Source organism: Streptomyces hoynatensis (assembly GCF_003626535.1).
Taxonomy (GTDB): Bacteria; Actinomycetota; Actinomycetes; order Streptomycetales; family Streptomycetaceae; genus Streptomyces; species Streptomyces hoynatensis.
In genome coordinates this window covers 508,368-528,037 of record NZ_RBAL01000001.1, presented here as the reverse complement: position 1 = coordinate 528,037, position 19,670 = coordinate 508,368, and the positions used below count along the sequence as shown (strand labels likewise).

The following is a 19,670-nucleotide window of genomic DNA, read 5'->3' as shown; positions in this document are numbered from 1 at the left end:
GGCCGTTCGCGGCCGGGTTCCCGCCGGCGGCCGTTCGCGGGCGGGGTTCCCGCCGGCGGGCCGGGCTCGGGCCGGGTTCCCGCCGGCGGGCCGGGCTCGGGGGGTGGGGCGGTGGGTTCACCAGGCGTACGCCTCGGGCGCGGGCTTGGCCCCGTTGGGTGCCGGGGGCGGGAAGAGCGCGTTCAGCCTGCCGAGGGTGTCCGGGTCGAGGGTGATCTCCAACGCGCGCAGGGCGCCGTCGAGTTGCCCGGCCGTGCGCGGCCCGACGACCGGCCCGGTCACTCCCTCCTGCGCCAGCAGCCACGCCAGCCCGACATGGGCCGGGTCCTCGCCGAGTTCGGCGCACAGCGTCTCGTAGTCCTCGACCGCCTCCCGGCGCTCGGCCAGTGCGGCCGCCCACAGGCCCGAGCCGCTGCGTTCGGCCAGCCCCTCCCGCTGCTTGCGGAGCACGCCGCTGAGCACGCCGCCGTGCAGCGGCGACCAGGGGATCACGCCCAGGCCGTAGTGCCGCGCGGCGGGCAGCACCTCAAGCTCGGCCCAGCGGCTCATGAGGTTGTAGATCGACTGCTCGCTGACCAGCCCGAGGAAGTGCCGCGCACGCGCGGCCTCCTGGGCCAGCGCGAGGTGCCAGCCGGCGAAGTTGGAGGAGCCGAAGTACAGCACCTTGCCCTGCCGGCGGAGGACGTCGAACGCCTCCCAGATCTCCTCCCAGGGCGTGTCCCGGTCGACGTGGTGCATCTGGTACAGGTCGAGGTAGTCGGTCTGCAGGCGCGTCAGCGAGGCCTCCACCGCGCGCCGGATGTGCAGCGCGGACAGCCCGCGCTCGTGGGGCCACTCCCCCGTCGGCTGGTAGACCTTGGTGGCCAGGACGGTCCGCTCGCGACGGCCGCCACCCCGGGCCAGCCACCGGCCGATGATCCGCTCGGTGCGGCCCTCTCCCGGCGGCCCGCCGTACGAGTCGGCGGTGTCGAAGAAGGTGATGCCGTGCTCGTGGGCCCGGTCCATGATCGCGTGACTGTCCTCTTCCGGCGTGCGCGATCCGAAGTTCATGGTGCCGAGGACGAGCCGGGACACCGTGAGGCCGCTGCGGCCGAGGCGGGTGTACTCCACTGCGCCAACCTTTCGGGAAGGAATCCCCACTCGCGTCAAGCGGGACGCGGACAAGCTACGACTTGCAACATCAATGATGCAAGTTGCCGAGGAGCGGCGACGCTGCCGTATGCTTTCGTCCATGAAGACGGAGAGGCGGCCGAAGGCGGGCGGCGGCCGGCCGCTGCGCGCGGACGCCGAGCGGACGATGACGGCGATCCTGGAGGCGGCGGAACGCACGCTCAGCCGCGATCCCGCGGCCACGATGGAGCAGATTGCCGAGGCCGCGGGCGTCGCCCGCACCACCGTGCACCGGCGGTTCGCCACCCGGGAGGCGCTCGTCGACGCCCTGGCGGAGTGGGCCACCCGGCGGTTCGCCGCGGCGGTCGATGCCGCCCGTCCGGACACGGCCCCGCCGCTGGTCGCCCTCTACCAGACCACCGCGAACGTCCTCGACGTCAAGGTCGGCTGGGGGTTCGCGATGAGCCAGGCGTCCTCGGTCGATCCGGAGGTGGCCCGCATCCACGCCGAGGTCCGGGAGACCTGCGAACGGCTGTTCCGCCGCGCCAGGGACGCCGGCGTCCTGCGCGCCGACGTCGACATCCCGTGGACGCGCCGCGTCTACTACGCCCTCATCCACCAGGCCGCGCAGCGCAGGGAGGAGCTGGACACCGGCGCCCTCGCGACGCTCGTCGTGGACACCCTGCTCCGCGGCGCGGGCACCCCGCAGCCCGACCGCCTGTGACCCCGCCCGGGGCCTGACCGGTCCCCCCGGCCCCGCGGTCAGACGTCGGTGCCCGGCAGCAGGCTGTCCTCGGTGACGTAGTTGCAGTACGTGTAGATGTACGCGGAGTCGAAGGAGTCGGACGCGCCGTTCGGGCGGATCTCCTCGTCGGCGGTCCCGAACAGCAGCTGGTACTCGCCCGCGGGCAGGTTCAGCACGGTGTGGGGGTAGTCGGTGCCGCGCGGGCAGAACTCGTCCTCGCCGGTGCCGGCCGGGTAGACGGAACAGTCGCCGCAGGGCTCGACCGTGTCGCGGCCGGTGCGGGGCCCGGTGTAGAGCACTTCGAGCTCGTAGGGCGAGTCGTTGTAGACCTCGACCCGCACGGTGGCCCCGCCGCCGCCCGACTCGGGGGGCAGCTCCTCCCCGGCGGCCGGCACCTCGGCCGCGATCCTGGCGGCGATCACGATGTCGCGCGCCCGGTCCACCCGCCCGTCCTCCGGGTGGTCCTGGATCAGCTCCTCCAGGGTGCTCCTCGCGTCCTCGAACGCGCCGGCCAGGAAGCGGCTGACGCCGCACTCGTAGAGCCCGTCGGGCTCGGCCGCGGCACCCTCCTCGGCCAGCCGGGAGAAGTCGGCTCCCGGCAGCCGGCCGAACAGCCCGGCCAGCCCGCGGATCTCGTCGAGGGCCTCGCAGGCGGTGTCGCCTTCGAGGGCGCCGACGGCCTGTCCCTGGCGGGCCCCGAGCTCCTCCGCGAGACCGGTGGCGTACTCGCTGTCGCCGTGCTCGGACAGCAACTCGGTGAACGGCTCCGCCGCCGCCACGGGGTCCGTGTCGAGGTGCTGCATGCCACAGGCGTGCAGCGGCTCGGGCAGTTCGGCCACGGCCCGCTCGGCCAGGCGCTCCGCCTCGGCGTCGTCCCAGTCCTCCGGCAGGTCAGCGAGGTAGCGCAGCGGCTCGAGTCCGGCGCACCCGTCCTGCCCGCCGCGGGGCGCCGTCGCCGCCTCGTACAGGGCGTCGATACGGGCCGGCACCTCGGCCGCCGCGTCGGTGGACGGGTGGTGAGCCCGCACGCCGAGGTAGGTGGCGAGCGCGCTGTCGTACCCGTCACGGGCCTGGTCGAAGGGGTCGGAACGGACCGCGGCGACCTGCGCGTCCGCGGCGGCGAGCTCCTGCCGCAGGTCGCGTTCCAGCGCACGTTCCTGTGCGTCGCCGCACCACACGACGCTGCCGGCCGCCAGGGCGGCCACGGCCACCACGGCGGCGGCCGGGACCCATACGCCGGGCCGCCGGGGGGCGGGCGGCCGCGCCAGCCGCCAGGCATCGGCGGCGAGGGCGGCCAGGCACAGCAGGTAGGCCGCCACCCAGCCCCCGGCCACGCCCTCGGCGGTCACCGGCAGCACGGCGAACAGGAAGGCGGCCGTCACCAGCCAGGCGAGGGCGGCGCGCGGCCACCGCCGCAGGAACAGGTAGCCGGCGCCCAGGCCGGTGAGGTTCCCCAGGGCCGCGGTCGCCGCGGTGATCGGGTCCCGCGGCAGCCCCGCCGTCGGCGGCCGGTCCGGTGGCAGCGGGGCGCCGGGGGGAAGCGGCGGGGACGGCGGAAGCACGCCCCCGAATCCCCCGCCGTACCCGGTCGTGCCGTCGGCTCCGGTTCCGGACATGCAGCCTCCCACCCCTGAGACTTGACGCCAGCTCAGCCCTTTCGGGCCCCCACGCACCTTACCTACCCCGAATGACGCGGGACCGGTCGGTCGGCCGGCCGCACCGGCCGGGGATGTCGCGGCGACTGGCGCCAGGCGCCCGGGAGTTCACCGTTCCCCGCCGCCGGAGCCCCGGGCGCCGGGCACCGGCAGGGGAGCCGGGCGAGGGGCGCCGGGCGGGGGCGCTCGCCGAGCCGGGGCGCACGCCGGGCGGGGCGGCGGCCCGGCGTGCGCCCCGCCCGGCGGCTCCCTCCCGGCTCAGGCGTAGCTGTAGAAGCCGCGGCCCGACTTCCTGCCGAGCAGGCCGCAGTCGACCATGCGCAGCAGCAGCGGGGGCGGCGCGTGCAGCGGCTCGCCGGTCTCCTCGTGCATGGCGCGGGCGATCGAGGCCGTCACGTCGAGGCCGATGAGGTCCGCCAGGCGCAACGGGCCCAGGGGGTGGGAGCAGCCCAGCGTCATTCCGGCGTCGACCGTCTCGGCCGCGGTGCCCGCCTCCACCAGCCGGATCGCCGACAACAGGTAGGGAAAGAGCAGGGAGTTGACGAGGAAGCCGGCCCGGTCCTGCGCCTGGATCACGGTCTTGCCCAGCACGTCCCGCACGAAGGACTCGGCGCGGGCGACGGTGTCCGCGCCGGTGAGGAGCGAGGGGACGAGTTCCACCAGCGGCATCACGTGAGCGGGGTTGAAGAAGTGGATGCCGATCACCTGCTCGGGGCGCCGGGTGCACCCGGCCAGCCGGGAGATGGGCAGCGAGGAGGTGTTGGTGGCAAGCACCGCCCGCTCGTCCGCCAGGACCTCGGCCACCCGGGAGAGCACCTCGGCCTTGAGCGGCTCCTCCTCCCTGACCGCCTCGATGACCAGCGGGCGGTCGGCCAGGTCCTCGATCCTGGTGGTGAACGAGATCCGTTCGAGCTGTTCGTCCCGCTCCGGCTTGGTGATCTTCCCCTTGGCCACGGCCCGGTCCATCGAGGCCGTGATCCGGCCCCGGCCGGCCGCCTCGGAGGCCGCCGAGCCGACCCGGACCAGGACCTCGCAGCCCGCGCGGGCCGCCAGCTCGGCGACCCCGGCGCCCATGGTGCCGCAGCCGATGAGGCCGAGCCGGGTGAACTCGTGCCGTGCGTTTGCCGTCTGTTGCTCCGTCATGCGGCCGCCCCCCAGCGCAGCAGCGAGGTGCCCAGGGCCATGCCGCCGCCGAAGCCGGCGAGCAGGACCAGGTCGCCCTTCTTCAGGTACCCGTCGTGGTTGGCCTCGTCCAGGGTCACCGGGATGGAGGCGGCCCCGACGTTGCCGTAACGCTCCAGCGTGCGGTGGGTGTGCGCCTTGGTCAGGCCGCTGCTCTCCACCAGGTCGGCGATCATGACGCCGTTCGCCTGGTGCGGCACGAAGTGGTCGACGTCCTCGGTGCGCAGGCCCGCCCTGGCCAGGAGGCGCCGCAGCGCCGCGGGCACGTTCCCGGCGACGAACTCCCGGACGGCGCGCCCGTTCATCCGGAAGAAGTGCCCGCCCTGCGCCACCGTCTCGTGCGAGGCGGGGGTGCGGCTGCCGCCGGCCTCGATCCGGATCAGCGCGTGGGCGTCGCCGCGGCTGGTGAGTTCGGTGTCGAGGAAGCCGTAGCCCTCGGGCACCGCGCCCACCACGGCCGCCCCGGCCCCGTCGGCGAAGAGGACGGCGGTGCGGCGGTCGGTGACGTCGACGATCCGCGAGTACACGTCGGCCGCCACCACCAGGGCGCGGGCGCCGGGGTGCAGCGTCACCAGGCCGCGCGCCAGCTCCAGCGCGTAGACGAAGCCGCTGCACACGACGTTCACGTCGAGGCAGGCCGCGTTCTCCGCGCCGAGCCGGTGCTGGACCAGGTAGGAGGTGGGCGGCTGCGGGAAGTCGGGGGTGGAGGTGGCCAGGATCAGGTAGTCGATCTCCGCCACGGAAAGGCCGGCCGAACTCAGCGCCCGCTCCGCCGCCTTGACCGCGAGGTCGGAGCTGGCCTCGTCGGGGGCGGCGTGTCTGCGGGTGCTGATGTGGGTCTTGCGCTCGATCCACTCGGCGGTCACGCCCGCCTGCCGGGCGACCTCCTCGTTGCCGACCAGTTCCTTGGGCAGGTAGGAGCCGGTGCCGAGGATGCCGATTGCGTGCTTGGACATGTGACTGCTCCCTTGGGCTGGCGGAGGTCAGGCGGCCGCGGTTTCCCGCGTGGCGGCGGGGCGCAGCGGATTGAGCCGTTGTTCGCCGATGCGGGCCCGAAGCTCCGGGTCGGTGACGCCGAGACCTGGCGCCGGGGCCATGGCGAGCACTCCGACCTTGCCGACGTGCAGGTTCCGCTGGACGCGGCGGGCGGCCTCCCCCACGTCCTCCAGCGGGTGGACCTCGGAGAGGATCGGGGAGAGCATGCCGAGGCTCACCAGGCGGATGCACTCCGCCTGCTCCTGGAGGTTGGCCGCGTGGCTGCCGATGATCCGCTTCAGGTTCATCCACAGGTACCTGTTGTCGAACTGGTGCACGTAGCCGGTGCTGGAACCGCAGGTCACCACCGCGCCGCCGCGCCGGACCACGAACACGGAGATGCCGAAGGTGGCCCGGCCGATGAAGTCGAAGACGACGTGCGGGTCCTCGCCGACGGCCTTGCGGATGGCCCGGCCGAGCCGCTTGCCGTACTCGATGGTCTGCGCGGGCGACTCGGGGGCGGCGCCGATGCCGATCTCCCCACGGTGGATGACGACGTCGCAGCCGAGGCCGCGCAGCAACTCCGCCTTGGCGTGGGAGGAGACCACGCCGACCGGGATGCCGCCGGCGTTCTTGACGAGCTGGACGGCGTAGCCGCCGAGGCCGCCGGTCGCGCCCCAGATCAGGACGATGTCGCCCTGCTTGATCCGGGCGCCGCGGTCGCTGATCAGCATCCGGTAGGCGGTGGCGGCCGTCAGCGGGATGCTGGCCGCCTCCTCCCAGGTCAGGTGGGCCGGCTTGGGGAGCAGCTGGCTGGCCCTGACCACCGTGTAGTGGGCGAGCCCGCCGAAGTTGGTCTCGTAGCCCCAGATCCGCTGCTCGCCGCCGAGCATGCCGTCGGCGTGGGTGGCGGGCTCCTGGTCGTCGGCCTGCACGCAGCTGACCACCACCCGGTCCCCGGCCTTCCAGCGCCGCACGCCCGCGCCCACCCGCACGACGACGCCGGAGGCGTCCGAGCCGAGGACGTGGTGCGGCCTGGCGTGGCGGGCCGCCCAGCCGCCCTGCCTGCCGAGCCGTTCCAGGAACGCGAAGGTGGGCACCGGCTCGAACGTCGCCGACCAGACCGTGTTGTAGTTGATGGAGCTGGCCATCACGGCGAGCAGCACCTCGTCGGGCGCGATCTCGGGCATCGGGACCAGGCCCACGTGCAGGGTCTTGCGCACGTCCTTGTCGGCGACGCCGCGGAAGGCGTCCACCTCCTCCGCCAGGGTGTGGGCGGCCAGGTACTCCGTGGGCGGCGGCAGACTCTGCCACCGCTCGGGCGCCTCTCCGCTGAGCACTGCTTCACCAAGAGCATCCATGCGGCCTCCCTGGCCCCTTGCCGTGCGTGGCTGCGAGAGCCGGCCCGGCGGCCGGCGCGATGGGGGCGGTCCTGCGGCGGAGCGCCCGGCGGCGGACGTCCTTCGGCCCGGCCGCACATCGCGCGGTCAGTGTGTCCCGGAGGCCGTTACACCGGCGTCACCCTGCCGTCACGCGCTGCGGCGGCACCGTGGCACACCGCGCGCGGGCGCCCGCGCGCCCGCGCACCGGCGCACCGGGGGCACCGGGAGCACCGGGGCACCGGGAGCACGACGGGGAGCACGACGGGGGGCGCCGGGGTGGCGCGCGGGAGGCAGCAGGCGGCGCCGTGGCGGCGGCAGGGAGCGCGCGAGGGCGCCCGGCACACGCCGGCGCGGCGCGGGAAGCGGGGAGGGCGGCGCCCCGAAAACGCCGGGGAGGCGCGGGCGGAACCGGGGGTGACCCCGGGAAGGGCCGAAGCGGAGGCGCCCGCACGCGGCGCGAAGGGGCACCGCGGCGGCGAAAAGGTGGACGTGCCGCGACCGGGAGCTGTCACGGCACGTCCGGCCGGGCGCGGGGGTCGCCCGGCTCAATCGCCCGCGCGCAGCGCCGCCAGGAGGGCGGCCGCCACCCGCGGGCGGTTCTCCGGAGCGAGGAAGGCGAAGTGGCCGCCTTCCAGCGGGACGACGCGGCACTCGGCGCCGGTCTGCGCGGCCCAGCCAGGCAGGCAGTCCACGGGCACCAGCGGGTCGAGGCGGCCGCCGAAGACGGTCAGCGGGCAGGCGGCGCGCAGCCGGCCGAAGTCCCGCCCGGCCTCGGCCCCCAGCCGCAGGTCGGCGCGCAGGCGGGCCAGCAGCCCCGCCCGGGTCTCCGGGTCGCCGAGGACCGCCGGCGGCAGCCCGCCCGCCAGGTCGAAGACCCGCAGCAGCTCCTCCTCGGTCTCCGCCTCGTCCACCCACCTGCGGCGGCTTCCCGGCGACTGGGCGGCGAGCACAAGACCGGCCGGCAGCCCGGGGAAGCGCGCCGCCACGTGCACGGCGAGCAACGCGCCAAGGCTGCACCCGAAGAACGCCGTCGGCAGCGGCGGCAGCGGCAGCACCTCGCGCTCCACCGAGCCGAGCACCCCGGCCACCCGGCTTGCGGGTGGCTCGGCGAAACGGTGGTCGCGGCCCGGCAGGGTCAGGCCCAGGACCTCGGCCTCCTCGCCGAGCGCCGCCGCAAGCGGCAGCAGGGCGTGGGGGCCGCCGCCCGAGTGTGGGAAGAGCAGCACGCGCCCGCGCGGCCGCGCGGGGGCGTACAGCGGCGACCACCACGCCCCCGGGGCGGGCCGCGCCGCGGGCCGCGCCGCGGGCCCCGGCCGCGCCGCGGACGGCTGCCCCGGCACGGTCAGCCCTCCTCGGGGCGGGGGCCGGCGAGGAAGGGGGCGAGCAGCCGGCCGGTGACCTCGCGCAGCCGCTGCCGCACGGCCGGGTCGTACGTCTCGCCGTGCGCGCGGGAGCGGGAGAGGCCGTTGAAGTACTGGCCGCTGTGCTCGCCCGCCTTCCCGACGGCCAGGTTCAGCACCGGCGGCACGCCCGCGGCGGCCGTGGTCCAGGGCCGCACGCCCGCCTCGCGCACCTGGAAGGTGTCCATGAAGTTCGCCGGGTGCACGCAGTTGACGCTCACCCCGCTCCCTTCGAGTTCCCCGGCCAGGTCGAAGGTGAAGGCGGCCAGGGCGAATTTGCTCTGGCAGTAGGCCGTCGCGCCGTCGTAGCCACGTTCCAGGTGCAGGTCGTCGAAGTCGGGCGCGGACTGGCCGACCGAGCCCACGTTGACGATCCTGGCCGGGGCGGCGGCCCGCAGCGCCGGCAGCAGCAGCCGGGTCAGCAGCACCGGGGCCAGGTAGTTGACGGCCAGCCGGAGTTCGAAGCCGTCGGCGCTGGCCTCCCGGGTCAGGTGCGGGGGCGGCCCGCCGCCCAGGCCCGCGTTGTTGACCAGGACGTCGAGCCGGGGGTGCGCCGCGGCGACCAGCCCGGCCAGCCGGCGGACCTCGGCCAGGTCCGCGAGGTCGGCGAGGAAGACCTCCGCGGTGCCGCCCGCCGCCTCCACGTCCTTGGCCGCGGCGGCGGCGCGGGCGGCGTCGCGGCCGTGGATCAGCAGGTGGAAGCCGCGTTCGGCCAGGGCCCTGGCGAGGACCCGGCCGAGGCCGGAGGTGGCGCCCGTGACGAGGGCGATCTTCGGGGGAACCATGAGGGCGCGCCTTTCTCAGGGAGTGTGCGGGGCCTGCGGGCCTTCCTCGGCGCGCAGCTCGATGGCGACCATGACGAGCGTCCGGTCGGAGGTGTTCCGGACGCAGTGCCGCAACGGCAGCCGCTCGGGGCCGTTGTAGCCGACGTGCCCGGTGACCAGCTCGCCGGCCGCGAGCACCTCGCCCTGGGGCGAGAGGTTCTCGCCGTGGGCGCCCTGGACGACGACGGTCACCCAGGGATGGCGGTGGGTGTGCAGGGGCCTGGTCTCGCCCGGCTCGACGGTCTCGACCCAGCACCTGATGCCGGGCCGGTCGACGAGCAGCGGCGCCCGCAGCGCCTCCCAGGGCGGAAGTTCCGGGTCGCTCTCCACCACCGGCCTGGGCTCGGCGCCGGCCATCACGCGGCCCCGGCGCGGCGGGCAGCGGCGGTCAGCAGGCGGCGCGGGTTGGCGACGAACAGGGCGTCGATCTCCTTCTCGCTGACGCCCTCGGCCAGCAGCCGGGGCACCACGCGGCTGTGCAGGTGCGCGTAGTCCCAGTCCGGGTTGAGCTGGGCGCGCTGCTCCTCGGTGACGTGGTCGATGAACGCCGGGCAGTCCTGGGAGAGCAGCACCTGGTCGATGTGGCCCTCCACCAGCAGGGCCGCCACCGTGGCGATCCGCTGGTCGTCGGGCCCGAGCGCGGCCATGCCGAAGCGGTCGCAGCCCAGGTAGGCGCCGCTGGCGGCCAGCTCCCGCAGGTAGCCGGGGTCGGCGATGTCGCCGGCGTGGGCGAGGACGACGTCGTGCGGGTCCACGCCGAGGTCGCCCAGCAGGGTCAGGGCCTTCATGGCGCTGGTGTTGGCCGGCTCGGTGTGCACCACGACGGGCACGCCGGTGCGCCGGTGCACCTCGGCCGCCGCGGCGGCCAGCCTGCGGACCGTGGCGTCGTCCTCGGTCTTCTCGCAGACGAACTTCACCAGCGCCGCCCTGACGCCGGAGCCGGCGATGCCGGTGCGGACGTCGGCCTCCAGCAGGTCCACCAGCGGGTCGGGGCCGCCGAGCGGGGTGCCAGGGCCGCGCAGCCGCAGCAGCTGCGGCAGGCCGTCCAGCGCGTACAGGCCGGTGGCCAGGACGATGTTCACCCGGGTCAGCTCGGCGACCCGGCGGATCAGGCCGAGGTCCCGGCCCTGGCCGATCACCGTCATGTCGACGAGGGTGCGCACCCCGTGCTCCCAGGCGTTCTCCAGGCGCCGGGCGGCCTCGGTGACGCCTGTGTTGCCGTCCCACAACCGGGGGTAGTTCAGGCCGAATTCGAGATCGCGGACGAAGACGTGCTCGTGTGTGAGCACCGGGCCGAGGTCCTCGGCGTCCACCGGACCGCGCACGGTCGGCACGTGGGTCGCGGTGCCCGAGGTCGGCGTCGTGTGTTCCATGGTGCACAGCCCTCCTTGACGAGGAGCCCGCCGGGGCGGGCTCCGGCTCGCGGCCGCCGCGGCACCCTGCCGGGGCCCGGCGGCCGTTCTCCCGGGAATCCCGGGCGTCTCCCGGGAACCCCCCGGGGATCTCCCGGGCGTCTCCCGGGAACTCGCCGCGCGGCCGGGTGGCCGCGCCGGCGAGGCGCCGCGCGGGGCGTTGCGTGGGACGCCCGCACCGGGCCGGCGAGGGCCGGCGGCTCGGGAGGGTGCCGCGTCCCGGCCCCGCGGGCGCGGCGAACTCCCGCGGGGCGTATGGCATTTCCATGGCGGCCGGCGCGGTGTGCCTAGCCGGCCAGGTACTTCGCGCTCAGGGAAGGGACGGGGGAAAGGCGGGCGGCGCCGGCGTCGCCGCCGCCCGCCTCGGCGGCGCACTGGCGGGCGAACACCCGCTGGAGCTCGGCCAGCCAGTAGGCGACCTCGCCGCCGGGGAAGCGGGCGGCCTCGATCAGCCTGGCGTCCACGGCCTCTTCGAGAGCCTCCTCGGCGAGGTCGAGCGGCAGTCCGAGGAGCGCCGCGGCCTGGGCCGCCGTGACCGGGCAGCTGTCCGGCTCGCTCATGCCGCGGAACACCAGGCGTGCCTGCGCGCTGAGCCTGCCGTAGGGGACCTCGAACAGGGCGCGGATGCGGGGGCCGCCGCGTTCCAGCTCGGCGAAGCGGCGCTCGTCCGAGTCGAGCAGCTCGGCGAACTGGTCCACGCTCCAGTGCGGCTTGCCCGCCAGCCGGATCGCGGCCCCGCGCAGGGCGATCGGCAGGTTCCCGCACAGCGCCGCCACCCGCATGGCCCCGGGGATGTTCCGCTCGACCCTGCCGTCGCCGACCGTGGCGGCCAGCAGGTCGAGCGCGGCCCGGTCGCCGAGCGTGCCCAGCTGCACCGTGTGCCCCAGGTCCTTGCCGAACACCCGGGCGCGGCTGGTGGCGATCAGCGCGGAGCCCGGGGTGGGCGGCATCAGCTCCCGCAGCACGTCCTCCCTTGGCACGTCGTCGAGCACCACCAGCATCTGCCGCTCGGCCAGGGCGCTGCGGTACTCGGCGATGCGCTCGTCCACCCGGTCGGGCACCGGAATGCCCATCGCCTGCAGGAACATCGCGACCACCGCGCCGAGCGGCGTGGGCTCCGCCCGGCTGCCGCGCAGGTCGGCGAACAGCTGCCCGTCCCGGTAGCGCTCCTTGAGGCGGTGGGCGAGCTGCACGGCCAGCGTCGTCTTGCCCACCCCGATCCCGCCGGTGAAAAGGTACGCCTCGGGGAGGGGCCGCGCGGTGGGCTCCCGCTGCTCGGGCACCCGGCACATCGCCTCCTCCACGCCGACCAGGTCCCCGCGGGGCGGCGGCAGTTGCCTGGGGATCGTGCGGCGCGGCGCCTCCGGCGGGTCGAGCAGTCCGACGGCCTCCGCGGGCACGCCCAGGTCGGCGTCGCCGGTGAGGATGGACTGCTCGACCTGGCGTAAGGGCAGGCCGGGTTCGAGCCCGAGGTCCTCGATCATCGCCCGCCGGGTGCGGCGGTAGACGTCGAGCGCCTCGGCCTGCCTGCCCGAGCGGTACAGGGCGAGCATCAGCAGCGCCGCCAGCTCCTCCCGCAGCGGGTACTCGGTGATCAACGCCGAGAGCTCGCCGACGAGTTCGCGGTGCCGGCCGAGGGCGAGCTCAAGGGAGATGCACTCCTCGAGCACCGTCTGCCGCTGCTCGTTCAGCCGGGCGGCGCCCGCCCGGACCAGCCGGCTCGTCAGGTTCTCCAGTGCGGGCCCGCGCCACATCGCCAGGGCCGTGCGCAGGCCGCGGCCGGCCTGTTCCGTCTTCCCCTGGGCGGCCGCCTGCCTGGCCGCCGTCACCCGGTCCTGAAAGCACTTCAGGTCCAGGTCGCGGTCGCGGACGTCGAGCAGGTAGCCGGAGGGGCGCTTCACGATCAGGCCCGGCGGGCCGCCCGCCGCGGTCAGCGCCCGCCGCAGCATCGACAGGCAGTTCTGCACCTGCTCCTTGGCCGTCGCGGGGGGCGCCGAGTCCCAGGTGGCCTCGGTGAGGCGGCCGATGGAGACGGTGTGCCCGGCGTTGAGGAGCAGCGTGGCGAGGATGTGCTGCTGGCGCAGGCCGACCACGTCGACGGCCTTCGACCCCTCTGTGATCTCCAGCGGACCGAGCACGGAGAAACGCATGGAATCCTCCCGGGAAGTCATGGGTCCGAAGCATCACAAGGCCGTGTCGACGGGGCGGCCCTCGGCCGGGCCCCGGCGCGTGCGGCGCGGGACCCCCGGGAACGGCGCGCGGCGCCCGCGCGGCGCAGGGCGCCGGGGCGATGGCCGGGCAGCCGGGCGCCGGCCGACTCGGCAAACCCCCTCACCCGCACGCCCGGACCCCCGTCCCCGCGTCCACGACTCGCCCGCCGCGGTGGCGGCGGCGGGCGGAAAGGCACCAGGTCACGCAGGTGACCCGGCGCAGACACAAGGGGTCATCTTACCCGCAGGGGCCATATCCGAGGCCGACGGCGCGGAGCGCCCCGGCAATGGATGGGCAAAGGACGCGCTGCCCGCCGCCGCTCAGGCGGCGGTGAACCCGCCGTCGACGACGAGGACCTTGCCGGTCACGTAGGTCGCGCCGATCAGGTAGCCGATGGCCTCCGCGATGTCCTCGGCGTGCCCGATCCGCTTGGCCGGCACGGTCTCCGCGGCCGCCGCGAACTGCGCCGTGCGCTGCTCCTCGGGCAGGAAGGACCACCAGTTGGTGTCCACCGCTCCGGGGGCCACCGCGTTCACCCGCACCGGCGCAAGCTCGGCGGCCAGCGGGGAGACGATGCGGTCGATGGCGCCGTTCACCGCGGCGAAGGTCACGGTGCCCGGCACGTTGGCCCGGGCGCTCGCGGCGGAGACCATGGTGATCGACCCGGTGACCCTGGCCTGCTGGACGGCCTGGAGGTAGGGGAAGAGCTTGCCCTCGAAGGCCGCCCTGATCTGGGCCAGTTCCACGCTCTTGACCGGGCCGAGGCCCAGCGCTCCCGGGCTGAACGCGAGCACGAGGTGGTCGAACTCGCCGACCCGCTCGAAGAAGGCGCTCACCTCGGCCTCGACGGTGCCGTCCACCTGCTCCGCGGCGGCGACCACGTCTTTCGCCGCGGCGAGCCGCTCGGGGTCCCGCCCGGTGACGATCACCTCGGCCCCCGCGGCCGCCTGCCGCCTCGCGGTCTCCAGGCCGATGCCGGACGTGCCACCCATGACGACGACGCGCATCCCACTCTCCTCTTTCGCGAACTTCCCTGGATTTCCCTGGTCTTGCCTGGTCTTGCCTGGTCTTGCCTGGTCTTGCCTGAACTTGCCGAACGTCCCCGGACTCCGTCGAACTTGCCGGAACTTCCCAGGACTTCCCGGGACTTTCCCGGACTTTCCGAACCGTTCCGAGCCCCCGGGTTCCCGTGCGCTCCTCCGGGCCGGTGTCCTCCGACTCGCGCGCGGGGCGGGGCAGGCCGGCCCGCGCGGCCTGACGGCGCCGCTCAGCAGGCACGTCGATCGTGTCAACCGGCCTTGTGGGCTTCCAGATGGGCTTTGTACTGTTACGAAAACCACCAGGTTCGGCGGGCAGGGGGCAGCCGCGGCAGGCGACGGCCCGGCGTTCCCGATGGCTCGTCGCCTCCCGGCCGGTGGGCCGGGCACACTGATCGGTGCAACGGGAAACGTGGCCGCCCCTGGGGCGGGAGCGGACACGCGAGTAGTGATCGGGGTGCAAGGTGGGGTCCTCCACGAATCGGCGCCGGGAGCTTGCGGAGTTCCTCCGCAGCCGCCGGGAACGACGCAGGCCCGAGGACGTCGGGCTCGCCCCGGGGGGCCGGCGCCGCACCCCGGGACTGCGCCGCGAGGAGGTCGCCGCCCTGGCCGGGCTCAGCGTCACCTGGTACACGTGGCTCGAACAGGGCCGGGAGATCCGCGGCTCCAGGCAGGTGCTGCGCAGTCTGGTCGACGTGCTCGGCCTGGACGCGGTGGAGACCGCGCACCTGTTCCGGCTGGCCGGCGAGGTGCCGCCGAGCGAGACCACCACCGCCTCGGCCGAGGTGTCCGCCCACTACCAGGTGCTGCTCGACCAGCTCGACCCGAACCCGGCGTTCATCCTGAACCGCCGCTTCGACGTCATCGCCTGGAACCGGGGCTGCGAGTTGCTCTACAGCGACCTCACCCGCTTCCCGCCCGCCAGGCGCAACATCCTGTGGCTCGCCTTCGCCTCCGAGGAGGTCCGCAGCACCTCCGACGACTGGGAGCGGGACGCCGCCCAGTCGGTGGCCCTCTTCCGCGCGCAGATCGGCGAGGGCGTGCTGCACCCGGACATCGCCGCGCTGATCGCCGAACTCGAAGCGGAGAGCGAGGACTTCAAGCGGCTGTGGCACCTGAAGGACCTGGCCGCCTTCACCTCGGAGAGCCGCAAGATGCACCACCCGAAGCTGGGCCGGGTGACCTTCGAGTACATCAAGATGCACGCCGCGGACAACGAGCAGACCCTCGTCGCCTACCTCGCCCCCAAGGGCTCCGAGCTGGCCCGCCAGCTCGCCGAGCTCGTCGAGCGGGGCTGAGCGCCCGGGGCCCGGCGGGGCCGCGGGGGGTGACGGTGCGGTGACGGCGGCGTAACGCCCGCCGGGACACACTGAGGCCCGTCAACGCCCGTCCCGTCACGCACCACTGCGCGAAGGGCCGCGCGGGCCGACGGCCGCCGCCCGCGGCCCGGGCCCGGGGGCCGGCGGCACCGCCGCCCGCGCGCGCCGTGGTCGCACCACCCGAGGAGTCGAACGCGGTGCCTGCGCCCCAGCTCAGCTTCAGCCGTACGCTCGACCGCGAGCTCGTCCACCGCCGCGCCGTGAGCGAGGTCTTCCTCACCGACTCGCTCCGCACGGCCGGGGACACCGTCCTGGTGGCCGCCCAACTGCCGCGGTCGCACGCCTACTTCCTGGACACCACGGACCCGCTGCCGCACTACGGCGCCCTGTTGCTGACCGAGTGCTGCCGCCAGGCCTGCACCTACGTCGCCCACACCGCCTACGGCCTCCCCCGGGACTGGGTCAGCCTCTCCGCCGGCACCTCCCTCGACCTCCTCGACGTTCCCGAACTGCGGCTCGGGGAGGGGCCCGCGGAGCTGACGATGAGCGTCCGCACCGAGCCGGAACGCCGCAGCGGCCGGCTGCGCGCGGCCCGGATGACCGTCGATCTCCACCTCGGCGGGGCCCGCGTCGGCGGGACCTCAAGCGAGGGCCGCTACCTCAGCCGCGAGGAGTACGAGCTGCTCAGAAAGGGTTCGCGGACCTCGCCCGCCCCGCTGTCCCCCGTTCTTGACACCCTGCCAGGGGCCGCCGCGCGGCAGCGGGTGCCCGCCGCCTGGGCCGGGCGCCGCGACCCGCGCAACGTCCTCGTCGCGGACCGCAGCCGCACCGAGGACGGCGTGCGGGTCACGCTCGCGGTCCCGGGCCGGCACCCCACCATCTTCGAGCACCCCCTGGACCACCACCCCGGGATGGCCCTGCTGGACGCCGCCGTGCAGACCGCGACGCTCGCCGTCGGCCTCGACCGCGGCGGCGCCACGGCCCTGCGGGTGCGCACGCTGCGCGCCGCCTTCGGCAGCTTCGCCGAGCTGGACTCCGACGTCACCCTCACCGCCCGCCTCACCGGGCGCGGCCGGCCGGGCCCGGCCGGGACGGTCACGGCCCTGGTGACCGCCGAGCAGGACGGCCGGGAACTCGCCGGCCTCACCCTGCAGGCGGCGCTCGCCGAGGAGGACGCGCCCCGGGGCCCGGCCGGCGGGCGGGAGGCGGAGGAGGTGGCCGTCCGATGAGCGGGCAGACGCCCGTCCGCGCGGTGTGGACGGACTTCGGCGGCGTGGTCACGATGCCGCTCGCGGGCACCACCCGCGCCTTCTGCGAGCGGGTCGGGGTCGAGGAGCGCACCCTGCGCGCCGCGATCGGGCGGGTCACCGCCTCCTACGGGGTGAGCGACCCGATGGCGCCCCTGGACACGCCGCTGGTCACCGAGGAGGCGTGGGCCAGGCAGGTCGAGCGGGTGCTGGCGGAGGAGTTCTCCGTGCGGGCGGACCTGGGCGACCCGGGCGGCATCTGGTTCGACGACCGCCCGGCGAACGCGCCCTGGCTGTCCTGGCTGCGGGCGCTGCGCGCGGAGGGCGTCTTCGTCGGGCTGCTCTCCAACATGGTGCCCACCTGGGACGCCCGCTGGCGGGCGATGCTCGGCCCCAGGGACGCCTTCGACGCCGAGGTGCTGTCCTACCGGGTCGGCCTGCGCAAGCCGATGCCGGAGATCTTCCGGCACGCGGCGGCCGTGGCCGGCGTGCCCGCCGGGTCCTGCGTCCTGGTCGACGACCTGCCCGCCAACTGCGCCGGGGCGCGCGAGGCGGGCTGGCGCGCCGTCCACTTCACCGACACCGAAGAGGCCATCGCCCGGCTCGCGGCCTGGACCGGGGTCACCCGGGCCGCCCCCCGCTGAGCCACGCCCCCGGCCCACCCCCCGGAACCCCCGCCCCCACCCCCACCGATCCCCGCCCCGACCCCCACCGACCCCTACTGAATTCCCCTGATTTCTCCCTGATTTTCCCCCGAGGTGCCCCGACTCGCCCCCGGTCACCCTCACCCACCCTCCCTCTCCCGCTCCCTCACCACCCCTTTCGTCCCCTTCGTCCTTTCGTATCCCGAAGTCCCACGGCAACTCCCCTGGAAAGGCGGCAGTCATGAGCGCAGATGCCGGAGAAATCGAGCAGTTCATCACCCGCGTGCTGGTGGACGCCTTCGACGCCGAGGAGGACGGCCTCGGCGTGGACACCACCCTCCGCCAGCTGTCCATCGACTCCCTCGGCGGCGTGGAACTCAGCCTCGCCCTCAAGAAGGAGTACGGCGTCTCCTTCGTCGCCGGCGAGATACAGGTCGACTTCAGCGTCACCGACATCGCGGAGCTCGTCCGCAGCAAGCAGCGCGAGCTGGGAGCGGTGGGCTCATGACGCGGGTGGGGCGCCCCGGGCCCGAGGTCGCGGTCACCGGCCTCGGCGCCGTCTCCGCGGCCGGGATCGGCGTGGAGGCCAACTGGCAGCGGGTGTGCGAGGGGGTCTCGGCCGCGGCCCTCGACCCCGCGCTCGACCGGTTCGGGGCCAACATCTCCTGCCGGGTCCCCGCGTTCGACGTCACCGCGCTCGTCGGCTCCCAGGGCAGGAAGCGCAGCGACCGCACCACGCAGCTTGGCCTGCTGGCCGCCCGCGAGGCCATCGCGGACGCCGGCCTGTCCCCCGGCACCTGGGACGGCGCCCGGGTGGGCATCGTCATGGGCACCTCGGGCGGGGCGGCCACCTCCTACGAGACCGAGTACGTGCGGTACGTCGAGGAGGGCCCGGAGTGGGTCTCGCCGTTGTTCGGGATCACCGGCCCGATGAACCTGCTGGCCGGCTTCCTCGCCATCGCCCTGCGGGCGTTCGGCCCGAACATGGTGGTGACCACGGCCTGCGCCGCCGGGCCCACGGCGATCGGCACCGCGCGGCACCTCCTCCAGGCCGACATGTGCGACGTCGTCCTGGCCGGGGGCGCCGAGGCCCCGCTGACCGGGATGCTGATGAGCAGCCTGGTCCAGATGGGCGCGGTGTCCCGCCGGGTGCACGACCCGGCCGGCGCCAGCCGCCCCTTCGACGCGGACCGCGACGGCATGGTGGCCGCCGAGGGCGCCGGCGTGCTGGTGCTGGAACGCGCCCGCGACGCCGCCGCCCGGGGCGCCAGGCGGCGGGCCCTGGTCGCCGGCTACGGCGCCTCGGCCGACGGCTACCACCTGTCGGCCCCCGACCCCGAGGGCCTGGGCGCGGAACGCGCCATCCGGCAGGCCCTGGCGGAGGCCGGCCTGACCGGCGCGGACATCGACCACGTCAACGCCCACGGCTCCTCGACCCCGCTGAACGACGTCACCGAGGCCGCCGTCATCGAACGGCTCTACGCCGCGCCCGCGGTCACCTCGACCAAGGGCGTCGTCGGGCACGCCCTGGGCGCGGCCGGGGCGCTCGAAGCGGTCTACACCGTCCTGGCCCTGGAGCACGGCCTGGTCCCGCCGACGGCCAACCTGAGCCGGCAGGACCCGCGGATCACCGTCGACGTCGTGGCGGGCAAGCCGCGCGAGGCCGCGATCCGGGCCGCCACCACCCACTCCTTCGGCTTCGGCGGCCAGAACGCGGTCCTCGCCTTCGTACGGCCCTGAAGCCGAACTCCCCACCGATACCGGCAGATTCCACGGACAAGCCAGCACAAGGAGGCCCACGTGCAGCGTTCAGTCATGGTCACGGGCGGGAACCGCGGCATCGGGCTCGCCATCGCCCGCGCCCTGGCCGACGAGGGCCACCGGGTGGCGGTCACCCACCGCGGCGGCCCGCCCCCCGAGGGCCTCCTCGCGGTCCGCTGCGACGTCACGGAACCCGCCACCGTGGAGTCCGCGTTCGCCGAGGTGGAGAGGGAGTTCGGCCCGGTGGAGATCCTCGTCTCCAACGCCGGGATCACCCGGGACATGCTCGTCCTCGAAATGGAGGACAAGGACTTCCACGAGGTCCTGGAGACCAATCTGGTGGGCGCCTTCCGCATGGCCCGCCGCGCCCTGCCCGGCATGCTGCGCGCCCGCTGGGGACGCCTGGTGTTCGTCTCCTCCGCCATCGCGGCGGTCGGCGGCCCCGGGCAGGCGAGTTACGCGGCCTCCAAGGCGGCGCTCACCGGCTTCGCCAGGTCGCTGGCCTGGGAGCTCGGCCGCCGCGGCATCACGGCCAACGTCGTGGCCCCCGGGCCGATCGAGACGGACATGAGCGCCGCGGTGAGCGAGGCACGCCGCGACTGGGCGATGCAGACCACCCCGCTGGGCCGCATGGGCCGCCCCGGGGACGTCGCCTCCGCCGTGCGCTTCCTGACCGGCGAGGAGGCCCACTACATCACCGGCGCCGTGCTCCCGGTCAGCGGCGGCTTCGGCATGGGCGCCTGAGCCCCCCCGCCGGCACCACCCC

General features: G+C 75.1%; 18 protein-coding genes. 7 read left to right on the top strand and 11 right to left on the bottom strand.

The window, feature by feature from the left end:
- Nucleotides 1-117: 117 nt before the first annotated feature.
- Nucleotides 118-1,110 (bottom strand): aldo/keto reductase, encoded by a 993-nt coding sequence (locus tag D7294_RS02320; RefSeq protein WP_120674810.1) that lies wholly within the window; start codon nucleotides 1,108-1,110, stop codon nucleotides 118-120.
- Between the two features lie 121 nt (nucleotides 1,111-1,231).
- On the opposite strand from D7294_RS02320, the gene D7294_RS02315 reads away from it, so the two are divergent.
- The gene (locus tag D7294_RS02315) at nucleotides 1,232-1,834 is read left to right on the top strand and encodes a TetR/AcrR family transcriptional regulator (protein WP_120674808.1); all 603 of its coding nucleotides are present in this window, start codon (nucleotides 1,232-1,234) and stop codon (nucleotides 1,832-1,834) included.
- 38 nt (nucleotides 1,835-1,872) lie between these two features.
- On the opposite strand, the gene D7294_RS02310 is transcribed toward D7294_RS02315, so the two are convergent.
- From D7294_RS02310 to D7294_RS02265, 10 genes are all read right to left on the bottom strand, one after another.
- Nucleotides 1,873-3,471, bottom strand: coding sequence for a hypothetical protein (locus tag D7294_RS02310; RefSeq protein WP_120674806.1), 1,599 nt, complete (start codon nucleotides 3,469-3,471; stop codon nucleotides 1,873-1,875).
- Nucleotides 3,472-3,768: 297 nt separating this feature from the next.
- Complete coding sequence (locus D7294_RS02305; RefSeq protein ID WP_120674804.1) at nucleotides 3,769-4,653, bottom strand: 3-hydroxybutyryl-CoA dehydrogenase; 885 nt, start codon at nucleotides 4,651-4,653, stop codon at nucleotides 3,769-3,771.
- A complete protein-coding gene (locus tag D7294_RS02300) occupies nucleotides 4,650-5,648 on the bottom strand; it encodes a 3-oxoacyl-ACP synthase III family protein (protein ID WP_120674802.1) in 999 nt (332 codons plus the stop codon). The genes D7294_RS02305 and D7294_RS02300 overlap by 4 nt, the downstream gene beginning before the upstream one ends.
- Nucleotides 5,649-5,675: 27 nt before the next feature.
- On the bottom strand, nucleotides 5,676-7,028 hold the full coding sequence (gene ccrA, locus D7294_RS02295; protein ID WP_120674800.1) for a crotonyl-CoA carboxylase/reductase: 1,353 nt from the start codon (nucleotides 7,026-7,028) through the stop codon (nucleotides 5,676-5,678).
- A gap of 566 nt (nucleotides 7,029-7,594) precedes the next feature.
- Nucleotides 7,595-8,389, bottom strand: a complete 795-nt coding sequence (locus tag D7294_RS02290; protein ID WP_158674549.1) for a thioesterase II family protein — start codon at nucleotides 8,387-8,389, stop codon at nucleotides 7,595-7,597.
- A 2-nt stretch (nucleotides 8,390-8,391) separates the two neighbouring features.
- Nucleotides 8,392-9,234, bottom strand: a complete 843-nt coding sequence (locus D7294_RS02285) for an SDR family NAD(P)-dependent oxidoreductase (protein WP_120674798.1) — start codon at nucleotides 9,232-9,234, stop codon at nucleotides 8,392-8,394.
- Between the two features lie 15 nt (nucleotides 9,235-9,249).
- Nucleotides 9,250-9,630, bottom strand: coding sequence for a hypothetical protein (locus D7294_RS02280; protein WP_120674796.1), 381 nt, complete (start codon nucleotides 9,628-9,630; stop codon nucleotides 9,250-9,252).
- On the bottom strand, nucleotides 9,630-10,646 hold the full coding sequence (locus D7294_RS02275) for a phosphotriesterase family protein (RefSeq protein ID WP_120674794.1): 1,017 nt from the start codon (nucleotides 10,644-10,646) through the stop codon (nucleotides 9,630-9,632). Before D7294_RS02275 ends, D7294_RS02280 begins: the two co-directional genes overlap by 1 nt.
- A gap of 326 nt (nucleotides 10,647-10,972) precedes the next feature.
- Nucleotides 10,973-12,835, bottom strand: a complete 1,863-nt coding sequence (locus D7294_RS02270) for an AfsR/SARP family transcriptional regulator (protein ID WP_158674548.1) — start codon at nucleotides 12,833-12,835, stop codon at nucleotides 10,973-10,975.
- 381 nt (nucleotides 12,836-13,216) lie between these two features.
- The gene (locus D7294_RS02265) at nucleotides 13,217-13,903 is read right to left on the bottom strand and encodes an SDR family oxidoreductase (RefSeq protein WP_120674790.1); all 687 of its coding nucleotides are present in this window, start codon (nucleotides 13,901-13,903) and stop codon (nucleotides 13,217-13,219) included.
- A gap of 494 nt (nucleotides 13,904-14,397) precedes the next feature.
- Between D7294_RS02265 and D7294_RS02260 the strand changes: the two genes are divergently transcribed.
- The 6 genes from D7294_RS02260 to fabG all read left to right on the top strand — a co-directional run bounded on the left by D7294_RS02260 (nucleotide 14,398) and on the right by fabG (nucleotide 19,648).
- A complete protein-coding gene (locus D7294_RS02260; protein WP_120674788.1) occupies nucleotides 14,398-15,231 on the top strand; it encodes a helix-turn-helix transcriptional regulator in 834 nt (277 codons plus the stop codon).
- 218 nt (nucleotides 15,232-15,449) lie between these two features.
- The gene (locus D7294_RS02255; RefSeq protein ID WP_147450756.1) at nucleotides 15,450-16,481 is read left to right on the top strand and encodes an AfsA-related hotdog domain-containing protein; all 1,032 of its coding nucleotides are present in this window, start codon (nucleotides 15,450-15,452) and stop codon (nucleotides 16,479-16,481) included.
- Nucleotides 16,478-17,143 carry an HAD-IA family hydrolase gene (locus D7294_RS02250; RefSeq protein ID WP_120674784.1) on the top strand — a complete coding sequence of 222 codons (666 nt, stop codon included), beginning with the start codon at nucleotides 16,478-16,480 and terminating at the stop codon, nucleotides 17,141-17,143. The genes D7294_RS02255 and D7294_RS02250 overlap by 4 nt, the downstream gene beginning before the upstream one ends.
- 241 nt (nucleotides 17,144-17,384) lie before the next feature.
- Entirely contained in the window at nucleotides 17,385-17,651 is a 267-nt protein-coding gene (locus tag D7294_RS02245; protein ID WP_120674782.1) for an acyl carrier protein, read from the top strand.
- Nucleotides 17,648-18,883, top strand: a complete 1,236-nt coding sequence (locus D7294_RS02240) for a beta-ketoacyl-[acyl-carrier-protein] synthase family protein (protein ID WP_120674780.1) — start codon at nucleotides 17,648-17,650, stop codon at nucleotides 18,881-18,883. Before D7294_RS02245 ends, D7294_RS02240 begins: the two co-directional genes overlap by 4 nt.
- 60 nt (nucleotides 18,884-18,943) lie before the next feature.
- Nucleotides 18,944-19,648, top strand: a complete 705-nt coding sequence (fabG, locus tag D7294_RS02235) for a 3-oxoacyl-ACP reductase FabG (RefSeq protein ID WP_206619449.1) — start codon at nucleotides 18,944-18,946, stop codon at nucleotides 19,646-19,648.
- Nucleotides 19,649-19,670 lie beyond the last annotated feature (22 nt).